General features: G+C 70.7%; 14 protein-coding genes. 4 read left to right on the plus strand and 10 right to left on the minus strand.

Translation table 11 applies throughout. The annotated features are described in order from the left end of the window. Nucleotides 1-290 precede the first annotated feature (290 nt). The 4 genes from fxsA to ACIOJD_RS28880 form a co-directional block, all read right to left on the minus strand. On the minus strand, nt 291-899 hold the full coding sequence (gene fxsA, locus ACIOJD_RS28865) for an FxsA family membrane protein (protein ID WP_401918898.1): 609 nt from the start codon (nt 897-899) through the stop codon (nt 291-293). 139 nt (nt 900-1038) lie between these two features. Then, nucleotides 1039-1827 carry a polyprenol monophosphomannose synthase gene (locus ACIOJD_RS28870; protein WP_401918899.1) on the minus strand — a complete coding sequence of 263 codons (789 nt, stop codon included), beginning with the start codon at nt 1825-1827 and terminating at the stop codon, nt 1039-1041. A 558-nt stretch (nt 1828-2385) separates the two neighbouring features. Next, entirely contained in the window at nt 2386-4038 is a 1653-nt protein-coding gene (locus ACIOJD_RS28875; RefSeq protein WP_401918901.1) for an amidohydrolase, read from the minus strand. A gap of 417 nt (nt 4039-4455) precedes the next feature. Further along, complete coding sequence (locus tag ACIOJD_RS28880) at nt 4456-4896, minus strand: Lrp/AsnC family transcriptional regulator (RefSeq protein WP_401918903.1); 441 nt, start codon at nt 4894-4896, stop codon at nt 4456-4458. A 204-nt stretch (nt 4897-5100) separates the two neighbouring features. On the opposite strand from ACIOJD_RS28880, the gene ACIOJD_RS28885 reads away from it, so the two are divergent. Further along, nucleotides 5101-5499 (plus strand): hypothetical protein, encoded by a 399-nt coding sequence (locus tag ACIOJD_RS28885; protein WP_401918905.1) that lies wholly within the window; start codon nt 5101-5103, stop codon nt 5497-5499. An 89-nt stretch (nt 5500-5588) separates the two neighbouring features. Here ACIOJD_RS28885 and ACIOJD_RS28890 read toward each other — a convergent pair whose 3' ends face one another. Then, a complete protein-coding gene (locus ACIOJD_RS28890) occupies nt 5589-6761 on the minus strand; it encodes an acyl-CoA dehydrogenase family protein (RefSeq protein ID WP_401918907.1) in 1173 nt (390 codons plus the stop codon). Between the two features lie 398 nt (nt 6762-7159). On the opposite strand from ACIOJD_RS28890, the gene ACIOJD_RS28895 reads away from it, so the two are divergent. Further along, complete coding sequence (locus tag ACIOJD_RS28895; RefSeq protein ID WP_401918908.1) at nt 7160-8401, plus strand: glycoside hydrolase family 18 protein; 1242 nt, start codon at nt 7160-7162, stop codon at nt 8399-8401. Nucleotides 8402-8636: 235 nt separating this feature from the next. Here the strand turns inward: ACIOJD_RS28895 and ACIOJD_RS28900 are convergent, their stop codons facing one another. The 3 genes from ACIOJD_RS28900 to ACIOJD_RS28910 form a co-directional block, all read right to left on the minus strand. After that, nucleotides 8637-9380: a TetR/AcrR family transcriptional regulator gene (locus tag ACIOJD_RS28900; protein WP_401918910.1), complete on the minus strand. Its 744-nt coding sequence runs from the start codon at nt 9378-9380 to the stop codon at nt 8637-8639. Between the two features lie 90 nt (nt 9381-9470). Next, nucleotides 9471-9662: an SCO1431 family membrane protein gene (locus ACIOJD_RS28905; RefSeq protein WP_401918911.1), complete on the minus strand. Its 192-nt coding sequence runs from the start codon at nt 9660-9662 to the stop codon at nt 9471-9473. 202 nt (nt 9663-9864) lie between these two features. Further along, nucleotides 9865-11268, minus strand: coding sequence for a peptidase C39 family protein (locus ACIOJD_RS28910; RefSeq protein WP_401918912.1), 1404 nt, complete (start codon nt 11266-11268; stop codon nt 9865-9867). A 249-nt stretch (nt 11269-11517) separates the two neighbouring features. On the opposite strand from ACIOJD_RS28910, the gene ACIOJD_RS28915 reads away from it, so the two are divergent. Beyond that, nucleotides 11518-12135, plus strand: coding sequence for a uridine kinase (locus ACIOJD_RS28915; protein ID WP_401918914.1), 618 nt, complete (start codon nt 11518-11520; stop codon nt 12133-12135). Nucleotides 12136-12507: 372 nt separating this feature from the next. Further along, on the plus strand, nt 12508-14418 hold the full coding sequence (locus ACIOJD_RS28920) for an AAA family ATPase (RefSeq protein ID WP_401918916.1): 1911 nt from the start codon (nt 12508-12510) through the stop codon (nt 14416-14418). A 169-nt stretch (nt 14419-14587) separates the two neighbouring features. On the opposite strand, the gene ACIOJD_RS28925 is transcribed toward ACIOJD_RS28920, so the two are convergent. Both ACIOJD_RS28925 and ACIOJD_RS28930 read right to left on the minus strand, forming a co-directional pair. Next, nucleotides 14588-15688: a hemolysin family protein gene (locus tag ACIOJD_RS28925; protein ID WP_401918918.1), complete on the minus strand. Its 1101-nt coding sequence runs from the start codon at nt 15686-15688 to the stop codon at nt 14588-14590. Then, nucleotides 15685-17220 carry a hemolysin family protein gene (locus ACIOJD_RS28930; RefSeq protein WP_401918919.1) on the minus strand — a complete coding sequence of 512 codons (1536 nt, stop codon included), beginning with the start codon at nt 17218-17220 and terminating at the stop codon, nt 15685-15687. The genes ACIOJD_RS28925 and ACIOJD_RS28930 overlap by 4 nt, the downstream gene beginning before the upstream one ends. Nucleotides 17221-17350: the final 130 nt, after the last annotated feature.

The following is a 17350-nucleotide window of genomic DNA, read 5'->3' on the forward strand; positions in this document are numbered from 1 at the left end:
CGTTCATCCCGCCCAGTCTCTCAGAGCCCCCCCCCCCGGCCCCCCCCGCCCCCCCCCCCCCCCCCCCCCCCCCCCCCCCCCCCCCCCCCCCCACCCCCCCCCCCCCCCCCCCCCCCCCCCCCCCCCCCCCCCCCCCCCCCCCCCCCCCCCCCCCCCCCCCCCCCCCCCACGGCTCTGTCTTGACGTTGCTCCGGCTCCGTCTTTGCCTTGACGTTGTTCCGGCTCTGTCTTTGCGTTGTTCTTTGCGGAGTCTTTACGGGGCTGAGTCTTTACGTAAAGCCCCGGGGCTGTCACGAAGTCAGCGGCGGGCGCGGGCCCTCGTCCTCGGGGCGGCGCCCGTCCGGCGTCTCGTCGTGCTTGATGACCTCGCCCTGGACCACCTTTCCGTCCGGCTGGCGCATACGCGCCTGCTGAAAGGCGTTCCCGAGACTGCCGGGCTCCGCCGCCGCCGCGTTCATCCGCCGCTCCAGCGAGCGCTCCGCGTACCGGCCGAGCACGGCCCGTACGGGCGGCACGAGCAGCAACAGGCCCAGTACGTCCGTGATCAGTCCCGGCAGCATGATCAGCAGGCCGCCCAGCATCAGGAATCCATTGCCGGTGCTGCCCGTTCCGGTCTCCGGCGGGAGGGCCTCCCCGGGGTGTTCCTGCTGCTGCCGCTGCTGACGTTGCAGCGTCTCCGTGAGGTTACGGAAAGCCCGGCGCCCGGCCCGCTTGATGACCACCCCACCGAGGACTGCCGCGCCCACGAGCAGCGCCAGCACGGCCAGTCCGCCCGCCACCTCACCCACGACGATCAGCAGCCAGATCTCCAGCACCAGCCAGGCGGCGATGCCCAGGGGGAGGAAGCTGCGGGCGCGTGAGCGCTTGGGAGCGGTGCGAGGCGATTGCGCGGTCGTCATGCTTCCAGTGTGCCTGGGGACGGGCCCGGATGGCGTATGGGAACAGCCAGAAATGATCAGGACGACAGGAGATCAGGGCAGTCGGGTGATCGGGCGGTCGCGCACTCGGGCGGATCCGGCCATCGGGAGAGAGCAGGGATCAGGACCGGGATGAGGACGGTCCGTTGGGCTTCCGGCCGAGGAGACGGTTCGCCCGGGACTCGACACCCCAGGTGGTCACCCGCCACAGCGCCTCGACAAGAATGTCCTTGCTCATCTTCGAGTCGCCCAGCTCGCGTTCGACGAAGGTGATGGGCACCTCGACCACATGACAGCCCGCCTCGACCGCGCGCCGGGCCAGGTCGACCTGGAAGCAGTAGCCCTGCGAGGCGACGGCGTCGAGGCCGAGCCTCTCCAGGGTCTCCTTGCGAAACGCCCGGTAGCCACCGGTCACGTCGCGGATCGGGACGCCCAGCAGGACCCGTGAGTATGTGCTGCCGCCACGGGAGATGAGCTCCCGGGTCTTGGGCCAGTTGACGACGCGACCGCCCGGCACCCAGCGCGAGCCGAGGACGAGATCGGCGCCCTTGAGCGCGGTGAGCAGGCGGGGCAGTTCCTCCGGCTGGTGCGAGCCGTCGGCGTCCATCTCGACCAGGACCCCGTAGCCACGCTCGATGCCCCAGCGGAAGCCCGCCAGATAGGCGGCTCCGAGCCCTTCCTTGCCTTTCCGGTGCAACACCTTGACCTGGTCGTCCACACCGGCCAGCTCGTCGGCGATCTTGCCGGTGCCGTCGGGGCTGTTGTCATCGGCGACAAGGATGTCGACCTTGGGAACGGCGGCGCGCACCCGGGAGACGATCGACTTGATGTTCTCGGCCTCGTTGAAGGTCGGGATGATCACCAAGGCTGTACCGAGCGGGCCGTACCGCCTCTCACCGCCGTCGTTCACTGCTGCCCCTTAATAGCCGTACGCCGATGCACCACCATAGCGAGCACGCCGAGGGCCCGCGCCCACCATGGTCACTGGTTGTCGACGGAGGCGGGCGCCATGTCCGGAGATGGGGTGCGGAACCGGAGATCTTGGACGTGGACAGAGCGTGAACTGCGGATCGGGACCCGGCGTCCTTCGGGCCGGCCCGGGACCCGCTGGCTGCGGGTCGGCCGAAAGCCGTTGTCTACTGAACGCCGGGGACCCGATCCGGGTCGCACCTGCCGGCCGGCTGAAACCTTCCCTCGTCCCCGAGACGCGAGTGCTGGACCTGGCTCCCAGTGGTGGTGCGCCGGTGCGGCACACCGCCCCATGACCCAGCGGCGTTCGACGACTGCGCGGAGGTTGCCGGACGGACGTCCTGCGGTGGACCCGGCCGAACCTACCCGTCGGTGGACGCTCACTGTCAACAGCCGTTTGACCTGCCGTTTTGACCTAAATCGACAGGTCAGTGGGGAAGATCCGCAGGTCGCGGCGGAGGCCGGGAGGCATCGGTCGGCGGTACGAAATGTCCGTACGTCACTCGTTCGGTCGCACGAACACCGTCTGTCCCGAGACCACGGTCCGCAGGCACACGGGCAGCGGGCGGCCCGGGGTGAGATCCGGCAGGCCGGGTGTCCCCGAGCGCGGATCGGTGGACCAGCGGGACACCCGGTCGTCGGGGGCCTGCACCACCAGTTCGTCGGTGCGCCAGAGGGCGTAGTCCGCCGGGGCGCCGGGCACGAGCGTACCGGCGTCGTCGCGGCCGACGGCCCGCCAGCCACCACGCGTATGCGCGGTGAACGCGGCCCGTACCGAGATCGCGTGGCCGGGAGTGCGGTGGAAAGCGGCGGCCCGGACGGTCCCCCAAGGGTCCAGCGGGGTGACCGGGCTGTCGGACCCGAAAGCCAGCGGGACCCCGGCGCGCAACATCGCCGCGTACGGATTGAGTGTGCGGGCACGGTCGGCGCCGAGCCTGCGCGCGTACATTCCGTCCTCGCCACCCCAGGCCGCATCGAAGGCGGGCTGCACGGAAGCCGTGAGGCCCAGCTCGGCGAAGGCGGCGATCGTGGCGGGAGTGAGCATCTCGGCATGTTCGACCCGGTGCCTGGCTGCCCTGACCCGGGCCGGCCCCAGCCGCTCGGCGGCTGCCCGCACCCCGGTGACGACCCTGTTGATCGCCGCGTCCCCGATGGCATGGAAACCGGCCTGGAGCCCGGCCTCGGTACAGGCGGTGACATGCGCCGCGACGGCGGCGGCGTCCAGGTGCGCGGTGCCGGTATGGGCGCCGTCACCGTGGATGTCGGCGTACGGCGCCTCCAGGGCGGCGGTGTGGGAGCCGAGCGAACCGTCGACGAAGAGATCGCCCGCGGCGCCGATGGCACCCAGCTCACGGATCCGCCGGGCGCCCTTCTCGTCGCCGACCCGCTCGGCCCAGTAGCCGAGGACCCGGGTGCCCGGCTCCTCGCCCGCCAGTTTCAGCAGAGAGACGAAGTCGTCCTCGTCGGAGATCTCCGGGCCCGCGCACTCGTGGAGTGTGCCGATGCCGAGCGAGGCGGCGCGGTGGCGGGCCGCGCGCTGCGCCTCGGCGCGCTGACGCGCACTCACCGCGCCATGAGCGGCCGCGCGCACCGCGTGGTGAGCGGCGGCGGTCAGCGGGGCGTCCGGGTGATAACCGGTCAGCGAGACGACGTCGGGGACCAGGTCGAGCAGCGCGGTGCTCACCACGGCCGAATGCGCGTCGATACGGGGCAGGTAGAGCGGCCGGCCGCCCGTCGCGCCGTCCAGCTCGGCGCGGGACGGGGGGCGCTGCTCCGGCCAGCGCGAGGAGTCCCAGCCGTGGCCGAGGAGAATCCGGTCGGCGGGGTGGGCGGCGCTGTAGGTCCGTACGCGCGCGAGCGCCTCCGGCAGGCTCTCCGCGCCGGACAGATCGAGACCGGTGAGAGCGAGGCCGGTGGCGGTGGTGTGGACGTGGGCGTCGGTGAACGCCGGGGTCACGAGGGCGCCTTCGAGGTCGACGACCTCGTCGACACCGGAGACGAAGGAGTCGGCCGCGCCTTCCGAGCCGACCCAGGCGATATGGCCGCGTTCCACGACCATGGCGGTGGCGAAGGGGTCGGCGGGGCTGTGGACTTCTCCACCGCGCAGGAGCGTGGTGCGGTGTTCGGTCTGGGGGGTGGCGCGCTCGGTCATGGGACCAGTCTGGCGTGTCGGGGAGGGGGAGGGCGCCAGGGGGAGCCGTGCGGGGGCGGGTGCACGCCGTGGTGGGTGCGGGTGTGGTGGGTGCCGTGGGGGGTGCGGGGGCCGGGGCCTCCGGAGGCGCATGTCCGGACTGCATGATCTACGCCGCGTGCGGGTTGGTTTTCGGGTGCGGGTTGTCGTGCGGCACACATCACGCTTCACGTCCGGACACGTCACCTCCCGCGCCCCCGACCCCCTCCCGTCCGTTCTCGTCTGCGGGCCGCCTTCTGCTTCTGCCTGCGCCTCTGAGGGTGGGGTGCCCGGAGATTTGTGAGGTACGAGCGAACCGAGCACGGTCGGCCGTCGGCAGTGCCCGCGGCCGGAGGCCGCTGATTGACACAGCGAGCGCCCCGGAGGCGAACCGAGCCTCTAAAAAGAGGGCGGTCGGGACTCGTAGGGGGTTGAGAGGACCACCGTTGTCCGGGTCGAGACTCCTGCCAGGGAGCGGATTCGGGTGAGCAGGTGTTCCAGTTCCAGGGGGGTCGCGACCCGGACCTTGAGGATGTAGTTCTCGTCGCCCGCCACGCTGTGGCATGCCTCGATCTCGGGGATGCCCGAGAGCCGTTCGGCGATGTCGTCGGGGGCGCTGGGGTCGAACGGTTTCGCCGAGATGAAGGCGGTGAGCGGAAGGCCGACCGCTTCCGGGTCGACCACCGCGGCGTAGCCGCGGATGACTCCGCGCTGCTCCAGACGGCGTACGCGCTGATGCACCGCCGAGGTGGACAGGCCGGTGGCCTTGCCCAGGTCGGTGTAGCTCGTCCGCCCGTCCTTGACGAGCAGTTCCACGATCTGACGATCCAGCTCCTCCATACGGATCAACCTATTGCCCCGGGTCACTTCCGGCACAGTCGGTTACGGCCCTCCGGGGCACCTGCGAGCGGCATGTGACGAACACCACAGGTATGTTGCGCGGTCCGTCGAGACCTCACGGTTACCCGGCTCGCGCGGCGGGCATTGCTTGCTGTGGTCGAGACCACACGTGCCTGGTCGGCCCACCCGAGGGGGAATGTCTCCATGCAGAGCCTGAAGCGCACCGGACGCACCGCACCGGAGTTCGTTGATCTCGTCGATGCCGACGAGATCGATTCGTATGACACCTTCGAGATGTACCGGGTCGTCTGCCCGGACTGCGTGCGGCCAATCGCCTTGTTGGCGGACGAAGACGTCCTGCCGGAGCACGCGCTGTGCCCCACGCCGTGGAATCCGTTCGTGCTGTCGGTGTGTGCCGGTACGGGCCGCTCGGCGTCGGAGGCAAGGCCTTCCGACGAGTCGTCGGAGGCTCAGGAGCAGGACACAGCGCTGTTGTTGACGCTGCCTCAGGGGCTCAACTGGCGGACGCAGCCCTTCTCGCATGTCGGCGGTCCGGGCTCGCGTCCGTTCAAGGTGCCGGCCATGCAGCGGAACGCCGCCTGAGGTCCGGCGGCGTCCAGGGGGTCTCGTACGGGCCCCGGCGCGACCGCTGACCGTGTGACGGAGAGCCGCGCCGGGCCTTCTGCGGAGTGTCAGCGCGTTTCGGGGCCCGCCAGGTGGCGGGCGATCACCAGGCGCTGGATCTGGTTGGTGCCCTCGACGATCTGCAACACCTTCGCCTCGCGCATGTAGCGCTCCACCGGGAAGTCCGTGGTGTAGCCGTAGCCGCCGAGCACCTGCACGGCGTCTATGGTCACCTGCATCACCATGTCCGTGCAGAACAGCTTGGCCATGGCGGCCTGCCGGGAGAACGGCCTGCCCGCGTCGCGCAGTCGTGCGGCGGCCAGGTAGAGCGACCGCCCGGCCTCGATGCGGGTGGCCATGTCGGCGAGCAGGAAGCGCAGCCCCTGGAAGTCCGCGATGGGCCTGCCGAACTGCCGTCGTCCGGTGGCGTATTCGACGGCCTCGTTCAGGGCTGCCTGAGCGACTCCGACGGCGCAGGCGGCGATGCCGAGGCGGCCCGAGTCGAGGGCGGACAGCGCGATGGCGAAGCCCTGCCCCTCCTCGCCGAGACGGCGGGTGTCGGCCACCCGTACGCCGTCGAAGTGCAGTTGGGCGGTGGGCGAGCCCTTCATGCCCATCTTCTTCTCGGGCGGAGCCGCGGTCAGACCGGGCGCGTCGCCCGGTACGAGGTAGGCGGTGATGCCCCGCGCGCCCTCTCCGCCCGAACGGGCCAGCACCGTATAGAAGTCGGCGATGCCACCGTGGGTGATCCAGGCCTTGGTCCCGGTGATGAGCCAGTCGTCGCCGTCCCGTACCGCCTTCGTGCCGAGGGAGGCGGCGTCGGAGCCCGAGGCCGGCTCGGAGAGGCAGTACGCGCCGAGGAGGCCGCCGCCCAGCATGGCGGGGAGGTGCTCGGCCTGTAGTTCCTTGGTGCCGTAGCCGGCGAGGGCGTGACAGGCGAGGGAGTGGACGCTGACTCCGAGGGCGACGGTGAGGCGGGCGGCGGCCAGCTCTTCGAGCACCTGGAGGTAGACCTCGTACGGCTGGTCCCCACCGCCGTAGGCCGAGTCGTACGGGAGGCCGAGCAGGCCCGACTCGGAGAGGAGGGTGAAGAGTTCGCGTGGGAAGCGGCCCGCTTCCTCTTCCTCGGCCGCGTTGGGGGCGACCTCCCGCTGGGCGATGTCGCGTACGAGCGCGATGAGGTCCTGGGCCTCCTCGGTGGGCAGTTGACGTTCCACCGGTTGCGGGGCGCGGTCGGCCATTGCGGCGCTCTCCTTTTTGTCGGGCACTACGGCGGTCGCGCACGGCGGGCGGCGACGACGCCGGCTGGGGTCCGGGGGTGCACCCGGACGGCAGTTCCACCCCGTCGATGCTGCCCTTCCGGGGCGCGGAGGGTCATGATCAGCGGCTGTGGAGCGTTGAGTATGCCCGATCAACAGCCTCCCGTCACCGTTCGGAAGGGCAACGTCCGCAACGACTCGGTAAGGGACGAAATCCTTTTCGGCCACGCCGAGGAGGGCTGCCTTCCGGAGGCGACCGAAAATGATCCGCACCATTGACCCCACTGGTCTAGTCCTTCTAACGTCCCCCTCAACACCTTTCGCGTACCTGTCACATCAGATTTCCCCCACTTGTTCTTCCTCCCCCACGAGGAGAGTTCATGATCAGACTTCACCGCGCGCGGTTCCGGGCGCTGGTCGCCACCGCGTGTACCGCCGTCCTCGGCGTGACCCTGCTCTCCGGAGCGGGCAGCGCCTCCGCCGGCGAGACACCGGCCGCCGCGCCCGCCCCGGCAGCCGCCGCGGGCGACAAGGTCGTCGGTTACTTCACCAACTGGGGTGTCTACGACCGGAATTACCACGTCAAGAACATCGAGACCTCCGGCTCGGCCGCCAAGCTGACCCACATCAACTACGCCTTCGGCAATGTGGCCGGCGGAAAGTGCACGATCGGGGACTCGTTCGCCGACTACGAGAAGGCGTACACCGCCGACCAGAGCGTGGACGGCACCGCGGACGCCTGGGACCAGCCGCTGCGCGGCAACTTCAACCAGCTGCGCAAGCTCAAGAAGCTGCACCCCGGTCTCAAGGTGGTCTGGTCCTTCGGCGGCTGGTCCTGGTCCGGAGGCTTCACCGAGGCGGCGAAGAACCCGGCCGCCTTCGCGAAGTCCTGCCACGACCTGGTCGAGGACCCGCGCTGGGCCGATGTCTTCGACGGCATCGACATCGACTGGGAGTACCCGAACGCCTGTGGCCTGACATGTGACACCAGTGGGCGCGGCGCCTTCAAGAACGTCATGTCGGCGATGCGCACCGAGTTCGGGTCCGATCTGGTGACGGCGGCCATCACGGCCGACGGTTCGGACGGCGGGAAGATCGACGCCACCGACTACGCGGGCGCCGCCCAGTACCTCGACTGGTACAACCCGATGACGTACGACTTCTTCGGTGCCTTCGCGGCGCAGGGCCCGACCGCCCCGCACTCGCCGCTCACCTCGTACGAGGGCATTCCGACGGAGGGCTTCCACACCGACGCGGCCATCAGCAAGCTCAAGGGACTCGGCATCCCGTCCGAGAAGCTGCTGCTCGGCATCGGCTTCTACGGACGCGGCTGGAGCGGCGTCACCCAGAAGGAGCCGGGGGGCACCGCGACGGGCGCGGCGCCGGGGAAGTACGAGGCGGGCATCGAGGACTACAAGATCCTCAAGAACAGCTGCCCGGCCAACGGGACGGTCGCGGGTACGGCGTACGCCTTCTGCGACGGCCAGTGGTGGAGCTACGACACGCCCGCCACCATCGCGGGGAAGATGGCGTACAAGAACCAGCAGGGCCTGGGCGGCACCTTCTTCTGGGAGCTGAGCGGGGACACCGGCGACGGTGAACTGATCAAGTCCATCGGCTAGGGCCTGTCCGGCGGATCTTCGCCGATCAGGCCGCGGTGTCCGGGGCAGTGGATCGCAAGGCGCCGGGGCGCCCGCAGGGTGGTTTCCTGTGGGCGTTTCGGCAACGCGGCAACGCGGCGAGGTGGCGAGGTGGCGCCCGCCGCGGTGGCGGCTGATGTCGCTAAGACGTTCCGGACCCGGCGAAGACCGGCCGGACAGGACCTGGTTCCTGTCCGGGTCCGGAGGGCGGGGAGCCCTATCGGCCCCCGCCCTGCGCGTCGTCGTGGCCTCGCGGGTTGTCCTCCGGTGGTCCCGAACCCGGTCCCGCCGTCGATCCCGCGGGCTCCAGTCCCGTGTACGGCCGCCAGCTGAGATCCTGCGGCGGCGCGGGGCACTCCGGCGCGAACTCCTCGATGGTGTTGAGCGTATGACGCAGCATCCGCACCATCAGGTCGCGCGGGATCTCCAGCGTCAGCTCCTGGTATTCCAGCCACTCCAGCGTCAGCCATTCGACGCTGCTCAGCCAGCCGAGCAGCGCGAGCCGGGCGATCGGCGGGATGTCGTGGTGACCGTAGGAGCCCTCGGCGATGGTGGAGACCAGGCCCGTGCGGACGGCGTCGCGGATCTCCTGGACCTGGGTGTCGAAGCCGACGCCACCGGTGATGATCGTGCGGTAGGCGGCTTCGTTGTGCTGAGCGAAGCGGAGGTAGGCCTCGACGGTGCGCTGGACCCGTTCCGTACGCGGCAGTTCGGCGCCGTTGGCGGCCGCGAGGGTCACCAGCTCCGTGACCGAGTCCTCGACGATGGCTAGGTAGTAGCCGCGCTTGTTCTTGAAGTAGTAGTAGATCAGCCCCTTCGCCACTCCGGCGTGGTGGGCTATGTCGTCCATGGACAACGCGTCGTACGAAGTATTGGCGAATAACTTCCGGCCGGTCGCGATGAGTTCGGAGCGCCGTACCTGCGATCTCGTTGAGGCGCCCCGTTGTTGACTACGATTCACATTCGCGTCCTGGTCTCCGACTGCCAAAGATCCCCGCAGTATTGCAGAGACACCGGGGATTGCAGAGGCACCCGTGGCCTGCGGGAGCGGCTACATCAGACCCGCGCGTGTGACCAGGACGGCGAGCAGCACGACCAGGGTCCAGCCGAGAACGTGCTCCAGCAGTTGGGGGCCGTTGTCCTCGGGGCCTCCGGTACCGGCCCGGCTCCGCACCCGGTCGACGGCGGTGGCGAGAGCGGCGCCCGCTGTGGCGGTGGCAGTGGTGGCGGCAGTGGCGGTCATGGCGTCTCGTTCGGTCGTACGGGCGGTGGATCCCCCCTCCGGTCGCCGTCCGGCGACCGGACCACAGTGCCGCGATGTGGGCCCCCGGGGTGGAGACCTGTGTCACTGCCCCGGGAGCCGGGCGCGCTCGGGCGCGCGAAGAGCGGGATGTACGTCCCGGTCTGTGCCGCACACCACAGCGCGCACACTGCACAGCCAGGTGTCAGAGCAGGCCGACCGACCGCAGGGCCTTGCGCTGGGCCGGGGTCGGCGCGGCGGGCCAGTAGACGTAGCAGACACCGCCCGTACCGGACGCCACGTTGCCGGCGGCGTTGTACCGCTTGGTCCTCAGCCAGATCGTCTCCCATTCGTGCCGCCGGTAGACACGGCGTACGGCCGGGTTGTCCGGCGAGGCCGGGTCGTTGGCGACCACGTCCCCGTCGGCCGTGAAGCCGATCACGGTCATCAGATGGCCCGCCGTGCCGTAGCCCGCGCCCGTCAGCTCCTCCTTGAGGAAGGACTGCGAGGTGATGACGGGGATGCCCGCGCGGATGAGGGTCTCCACCTCGGTGAGCGAGCCGAGCCGGGTGACGGCTGAGCTCATGTCCCGGTAGGTGGCGGCGTACGCGGCGTTGAAGGGCCAGTTGCCGCAGCCCTCGTACTGGTAGTCGTAGGTGAACCGGGCCGCGTGGCAGACCTGCGGGTCCGCGAAGTCCGGGTCGACCCAGGCCAGATCCCCGGCGGACGGGGCTCGCCCCCAGTACTCGATGATCATCTGCGAGGAGGTGGGGCTGCACCAGGCCTCGCCGCCGTTGTCGTACTCGGGGTACTGCCCGATGTGGGTGTTCTGCGAGTAGCGCGGCACGGTCAGCTCGCGTGCGAGCCCCGGCGTGGAGGCCGGGACCGTGAACCGGTCCGGGACGTCCGAGGCCATCGCCCCGACCCGGTGGACGGCGGGGGTGAGTCCGCTGCCCGGCCTGCGGTAGAGCGTGAGCCGCAGCCGGTACGAGGCCAGCCGCGGCCCGTTCGCCGCGTCGTCCACCGAGAAGGTGTCGGTCCAGATGGTGCTGCGTCCGTCGGTCTGGTCGTCGAGGGACGTGCGCCGGATGTCATCGTCACCGTCCCCGGCGGTCCAGCGGCCCATCACGTACCAGGGGGTGTCGGTGCCGTCGTCGTAGCGGCCGCGCAGTTCGATCTGGAGCCAGGTGCCGGCCGGTGTCCGCGCGTTCCAGGAGGCGATCACCTCGGTGGCGGGGACCTTCGAGCGGTGCGTGGGTGAGGTCCAGGTCGCGTACTCCCAGGTGGTGGTCCTGCCGGTGTGCGGATCGGCGTAGTCGGTGCGGCCCGCGGGGGTACCGATGACCAGCGAGGGCCGGATGCCGGGGACGGCCCGGGTGCCCTTGGCCGTACCGGCGCGCCAGTCGGCGTACGAGGCCCAGAAGGCGTTGTCCACGTAGGCGTTGTCCACGAGAGGTTTCTTGGCGCGATCGGCGGGGGCGGCGGGAGCATCGGGTTCCGTGGGTACCGAGGGGGCGGCGGCCGCCGGGACGGCGGACACCGCACCGGCACCCGCCGCGACCGCGAGAGCGGCGGCGAGCACGGTTCTGCGCGACGTCGGGCTGGTCATATGGACCTCCGGTCGAAAGCTGGGAGAGCGAAGAGCGCGGAGAGATGCGAAGAGCGGCGGGATACGAAGAGATGACTGTTGTTCGGCAGTCGTCCACTATCGCGGTTCCCGGCGGGTTTCTGCCAGTGATTCGGGCCGCGTCGGCCGAACTGCATTGGTCTTCACCAGTGACATGACCTGCGGAGGTATGGCGGGCGTGAGACCCGCGAGCGGATCCGGCGCTCTCGTGGGGCTCGTAGGGTGGGACGGATGAACGACCTGCGGTCATCGGCCGCCGCCCTGCGTGCGCTGCCGCCTTCCTGCGGGCCCGTCCGGCTGATCGGCGTCGACGGGCACGCGGGCTCCGGAAAGAGCACCTTCGCGACGCGGCTCGCGGCGGAGCTGGACAGCGCGCCCGTACTGCGCCTGGACGATCTGGCGACACACGAAGAACTCTTCGAGTGGACGGGACGGCTGACGGAGCAGGTCATCGAGCCGCTCTCGCACGGCGCGACCGCGCGCTACGCGCCGTACGACTGGACGCTGCGGCGCTTCACCGCGCCCCGGTCCCTGCCCCCCTCCCCCGTGATCGTCGTCGAGGGCGTGGGGGCCGGGCGACGGGCGTTGCGGCCGTATCTCGCGTGTCTGCTCTGGATGGACCGGGGCGCCCAGGAGTCGTGGCGACGCGGGCGCGAGCGGGACGGACCCGCGCAGTCCGCTTTCTGGGACGGCTGGACACCGGCGGAGATCCGCCATTTCGGAGCGGACCCATCCCGGCCGTTCGCGGATGCCCTGGTACAGGAGAGGTGCGAGGGGTACGCGATACTCCCGGGGCCCCAGATGACAGCAAGTCCGGACCAGGCCATCACTCACCGTGACGGAATGTGACCTCCATACCGGGCAGTCGGGATTCGGCACAGGAGAGTGTCCAACTCGGCTTGACCGAGGGGCCGGACAGGTCTTACGTTCTCAATGTGCGGCTTTTCGGAGCCGCCGCAGACGCGAGGCCCCCGGTTGTTCCCCCGTGATCGGGGGCTTCGTTCTGCCCTCTTCGCCGCGTTTCCGCCGCCGCGCCCCCTTCCTCGCTCACCCTGGGTCACCGCTCTGGCCCATGCGTAGCGCCCTTAGTCGCACACCCTCTGCGCAGGTACGATGCCTCTCGGTGCGGTCAATTCCCCTCCGCGAAAAGGTGGTTCAGCACACTGCCGACGGGCGCCCGCCCGGCGGGACATCACGGGGGCACGGTTTGTGGGGGACCTGATGGATTTCGGCACGCAGGGCACGGGAGCCCCGGCCGACCTCGCCTGGGTGCGCGGCGTGGACGCCTACACCATGGGGGCGTACCCCCAGGCGGAGGAGGAGTTCAGGACCGCGGTGGAACTCGATCCCGCGATGGCCGACGGCTGGCTCGGACTGCACGCGCTGCGCGTCGACACCACCACCGCCCTGCTGCACATGTACCGGCACCGCGACCGCTTCGGTGAGCAGCGCTCCCGCCACCGCCGCACCCTCAACTCCTGGTACTGGCTGGGCTGGTGGGTCCAGCCGCTGCTGGAGAGCGGACGCGATCTGCTGCTCGCGCACGCCTCGCACTGGCTGGACGGCCGTCATGTGCCGGACCTGGACCGGGCGTTGGCGGGCCTGCCGCCCGTGGACGCCGACCCGCAGGTGCGCTTCCTGCACGCCTGCCGCGCCTATCTGGTCAAGGACTGGGAGCAGTTGGTACGCCACACCGAGCCGCTCGCCAACGACTCGCTGCTCGGCATCGAGGCGGGGCTGTTCGGCGGGATGGCCCGGGTCCGGCTGGAGATGTACGGGCAGGCCCTGCCGCTCCTGTCCACCGCCCTGATGCGCTGTCGTAGCGAACAGCCGCAGCGCAAGGAGCTGCGGTACTGGCTGGCGCGCGCCCACGAGGGCACCGGCCGCAGCGCCGCCGCGCTCCCCCTCTACCGGGCCGTGCACCGCCTCGATCCCACGTTCATGGACACGGCGGCCCGGCTCGCCGCGATCACCGACTCCGACGGATACGAAGGGCCGGACGATCCGGTGGGCCTCGCCTCGGTGGCACTGGCCGGCTTCGGCCAGGACGCGGTGGACTCCGGGGAGGCGCAGAGCGAGGCGGAGGGCCCGCCCGGGTCCGACATACTGCTCGGCGGTGAGGGGCCGGGGCCGGTCCCGCTCGGCGGCGGTGTCCCGCCCGCCGTTCCCGAGGCCGTACGGCAGAAGGCGCCACCGCCCCCGAAAGCCGTTCCCCCCAGGTTCCCGGAAGGTCCCACCGACCCCGAGCTGCTCGCCGAGGCACTGACCGAGCTGGAGCGCATGGTCGGCCTGGAACCGGTGAAGCGGCAGGTCAAGGCGATCTCCGCGCAGCTGAACATGGCCCGGCTACGGGCCGGCGAGGGGCTGCCCGTCCAGCCGCCGAAACGCCACTTCGTCTTCTCCGGTCCCTCCGGCACCGGGAAGACGACCGTCGCGCGCATCCTCGGCCGGATCTTCTACGCGCTCGGACTGCTCGGCGGCGACCACCTGGTGGAGGCCCAACGGGCCGATCTGGTGGGCGAGTTCCTCGGCCAGACCGCGGTGAAGGCGAATGAGCTGATCGACTCGGCGATCGGTGGGGTGCTTTTCGTCGACGAGGCGTACAGCCTCTCCAACTCCGGCTACAGCAAGGGTGACGCGTACGGCGACGAGGCGCTTCAGGTGCTGTTGAAGCGCGCCGAGGACAACCGCGACCATCTCGTGGTCATCCTGGCCGGCTACCCCGAAGGCATGGACCGGCTGCTCGCCACCAACCCCGGGCTCTCCTCGCGCTTCACCAGCAGGGTCGACTTCCCCAGCTACCGCCCGCTCGAACTCACCGCCATCGGCGGCGTACTGGCCGCCGAGAACGGCGATGTCTGGGACGAGGAGTCGATGGACGAGCTGCGTTCGATCAGCGGGCATGTGGTCGACCAGAGCTGGATCGACGAACTGGGCAACGGCCGCTTCGTCCGCACGCTGTACGAGAAGAGCTGCGCGTACCGCGACCTGCGGCTCTCCGGCTACAGCGGCGCGCCCACCCGCGACGACCTGGCCACGCTGCGGCTGCCGGATCTGATGCAGGCGTACGGCGAGGTGCTCTCGGGACGGGGTCCTGCGGGCCGCCGCCCCCAGGACCCCACGGAGATGTGAGGGCCGGAGGGGCCCCTGGCTTTCAGGGCTCCTTCCGGAACCCGGTCGAGGCTCGCTTCAGGGGGATCGGCGGCGCCCTGTGACAGTGCCCCTACGACGGTGCCCCTCCGGCTCACCGGCTCGCTCGCCGATGGCCGAAGGGGCACCGTCACCTCTTCGGTCGCTCCCGTCAGCGCGCCAGGACCTGGTCGGACCGACCGTGACGCTGCTCGCCGAGCACGGCCGCCTGGGATGTGCTCTCCCGGTGGGACGGATCCCGTACCTCACCGACCAGCATTTCCAGTACGTCCTCCAGCGCCACCAGGCCGAGCACCCGCCCGGACGCGTCCGCGACCTGGGCGAGGTGGGTGGCCGCGCGGCGCATCACGGTGAGCGCGTCGTCCAGCGGGAGTTCGGCCCGCAGGGTGGCCATCGGGCGCCAGACGTGCTGCGGTACCGCCCGTTCCCGGGCCTCCAGGTCGAGGACGTCCTTGACGTGGAGGAATCCCATGAAGGCTCCGCCGTTCTCCGCGCAGAGCGGGAAGCGGGAGTAGCCGGTGCGTACCGTCAGCTCCTCGATCTCGCGAGGGGTGACGGACGGGTTCACCGTGACCAGGGAGGCGTGGGAGAGCAGTACGTCGGTGACCGGGCGGCTGCCCAGCTCCAGCGCGTCCTCCAGCCGTTCCTGCGCCTCGGGTTCGAGCAGTCCCGCCTGGCCCGAGTCCTCGACGAGCCGGTTGAGCTGCTCACTGGTGAAGACCGCCTCCACCTCGTCCTTGGGCTCGACGCGGAAGGCGCGCAGCACCAGCCGCGCGCAGGCGCCGAGTCCGGCCGTCACCGGGCGGCACAGCCGGGCGAAGCCGACCAGGCCGGGGCTGAGCCAGAGCGCGGTCTTCTCCGGGGCGGCCATGGCGAGGTTCTTGGGGACCATCTCGCCGATGACCAGATGCAGGAAGACGACCAGGGCCAGGGCTATGACATAGCCCAGCGGGTGGATCAGGCCCTCGGGCACATGAGCCGCGTGGAAGACGGGCTCCAGCAGAGCGGCCACCGTGGGCTCGGCCACCGCGCCGAGCGTCAGGGAGCAGATGGTGATGCCGAACTGCGCGGCCGCCATCATCTGCGGCAGATTCTCCAGGCCGTACAGCGCCTGCCTGGCCCGCGCGGAACCGCGTGCGGCGTGTGGCTCGATCTGGCTGCGGCGTACGGAGACGAGGGCGAACTCCGCTCCGACGAAGAAGCCGTTGGCCAGGACCAGCAGGAGGGCGAGGGCGAGTTGCAGAGCGCTCATCGGGTGCCCTCCGCCATCGCCGCGGCCGCCGCGACGTCAGCCGCTCTGCCGGCCGGAACGGCGGGTGACACCTCGGCCGGGACGGCGGGCGGCGCATCGGCCGCCACGGTTCCGCTCGGCACATCCGTCATCGCACCGCACGGCCCACCGGCCGGGGCGCCGTGCGGTCCGTCGGCCGACGGGCTCCCGGGCGGTATGCCGCCGAGCGCACCGGCCGGACCGTCGGCCGTGCGCACCAGCCGGACCCGTTCGGCCCGGTAGCGGTCCACCTGACGCACGGACAGCCGCCAGCCGGGCAGTTCCGCCTTGTCGCCGGGGGCCGGGATACGGCCGAGCAGATCGGCCACCAGGCCCGCCAGCGTCTCGTAGGGGCCGTCGGGGACGTCGAGTCCGATCCGCCGCAGGGTGGGGACCCGGCAGCTGCCGTCGGCCTCCCAGGCGGGCCTGCCGTCCTCGGGCGCTCCGGGGGCCAGTTCCGGCCGTCCGTCGCCCTCGGCGTCGTGCTCGTCGCGTACCTCGCCGACCAGTTCCTCGATGATGTCCTCCAGGGTGACGACCCCGGCCGTACCGCCGTACTCGTCGACCACGACGGCTATGGGCTGCTCGCTGCGCAGCCGCTCCAGCAGTTGCTGTACGGGCAGCGTCTCGGGCACCAGCAGTGCCGGGACGGCGATCCGTCCGGCCGGGGTGCGCAGCCGCTCCTGCACCGGTACCGAGAGCGCGTCCTTGAGGTGCACCATGCCGATGATCTCGTCGATGCGCTCCCGGTAGACGGGGAAGCGGGACAGGCCGGTGGCCCGGGTGAGGTTGAGGACGTCCGCGGCGGTCGCTGCGGACTGGAGGGCGCTCACCTTCACCCGGGGGGTCATGATGTGCTGCGCGGTGAGCCGGCCGAGCGAGAGGGTCCGTACGAACAGATCCGCCGTGTCCTGTTCGAGGGTGCCCGCCCGCGCGGAGTGGCGTGCCAGGGAGACGAGTTCACCGGGGGTACGGGCGGAGGCGAGCTCGTCGGTCGGTTCCACGCCGAAGAGCCGTACGAGCCGGTTGGCGACGGTGTTGAGCAGCGTGATCACCGGCCGGAACACGGTGGCGAAGAGATGCTGCGGGCCCGCCACGAAGCGGGCGACCTGGAGCGGCCGCGAGACCGCCCAGTTCTTGGGGACGAGTTCGCCGATCACCATCTGGACGGCGGACGCGAGCAGCATGCCGATCACGACCGCGATTCCGGAGACGACCCCTTCGGGCATCCCGGTCGCGGACAGCGGACCGTCCAGCAGCTGGGCGAGCGCGGGTTCGGCGAGCATGCCGACCACGAGCGAGGTGATGGTGATGCCCAGCTGGGTGCCGGAGAGCTGGAAGGACAGTTCCCGCAGCGACTTGACGACGGTACGGGCGCGGCGGTCGCCCGCCGCGGCGGCCCGCTCGGCGTCCGGACGGTCCACGGTGACCAGGCCGAATTCGGCTGCCACGAAGAAGCCGTTGGCGAGGATCAGAAGGAACGCTGCGGCGAGCAGCAGAAGGGGGATGGTCATGCCGCCGCCTCTTCGAAGGGGGCGGCGCAGGTACTACCGGACGATCCGTCCATTGCTGGAGGGAGTCACTCCTTGGGTCGCAGTGTGCCCCGCGGGCCGGTACCGGCCGTCACGTGCGGAGCGGGGCGCT

Source organism: Streptomyces sp. NPDC088116, from assembly GCF_044741745.1.
Lineage (GTDB): Bacteria > Actinomycetota > Actinomycetes > Streptomycetales > Streptomycetaceae > Streptomyces.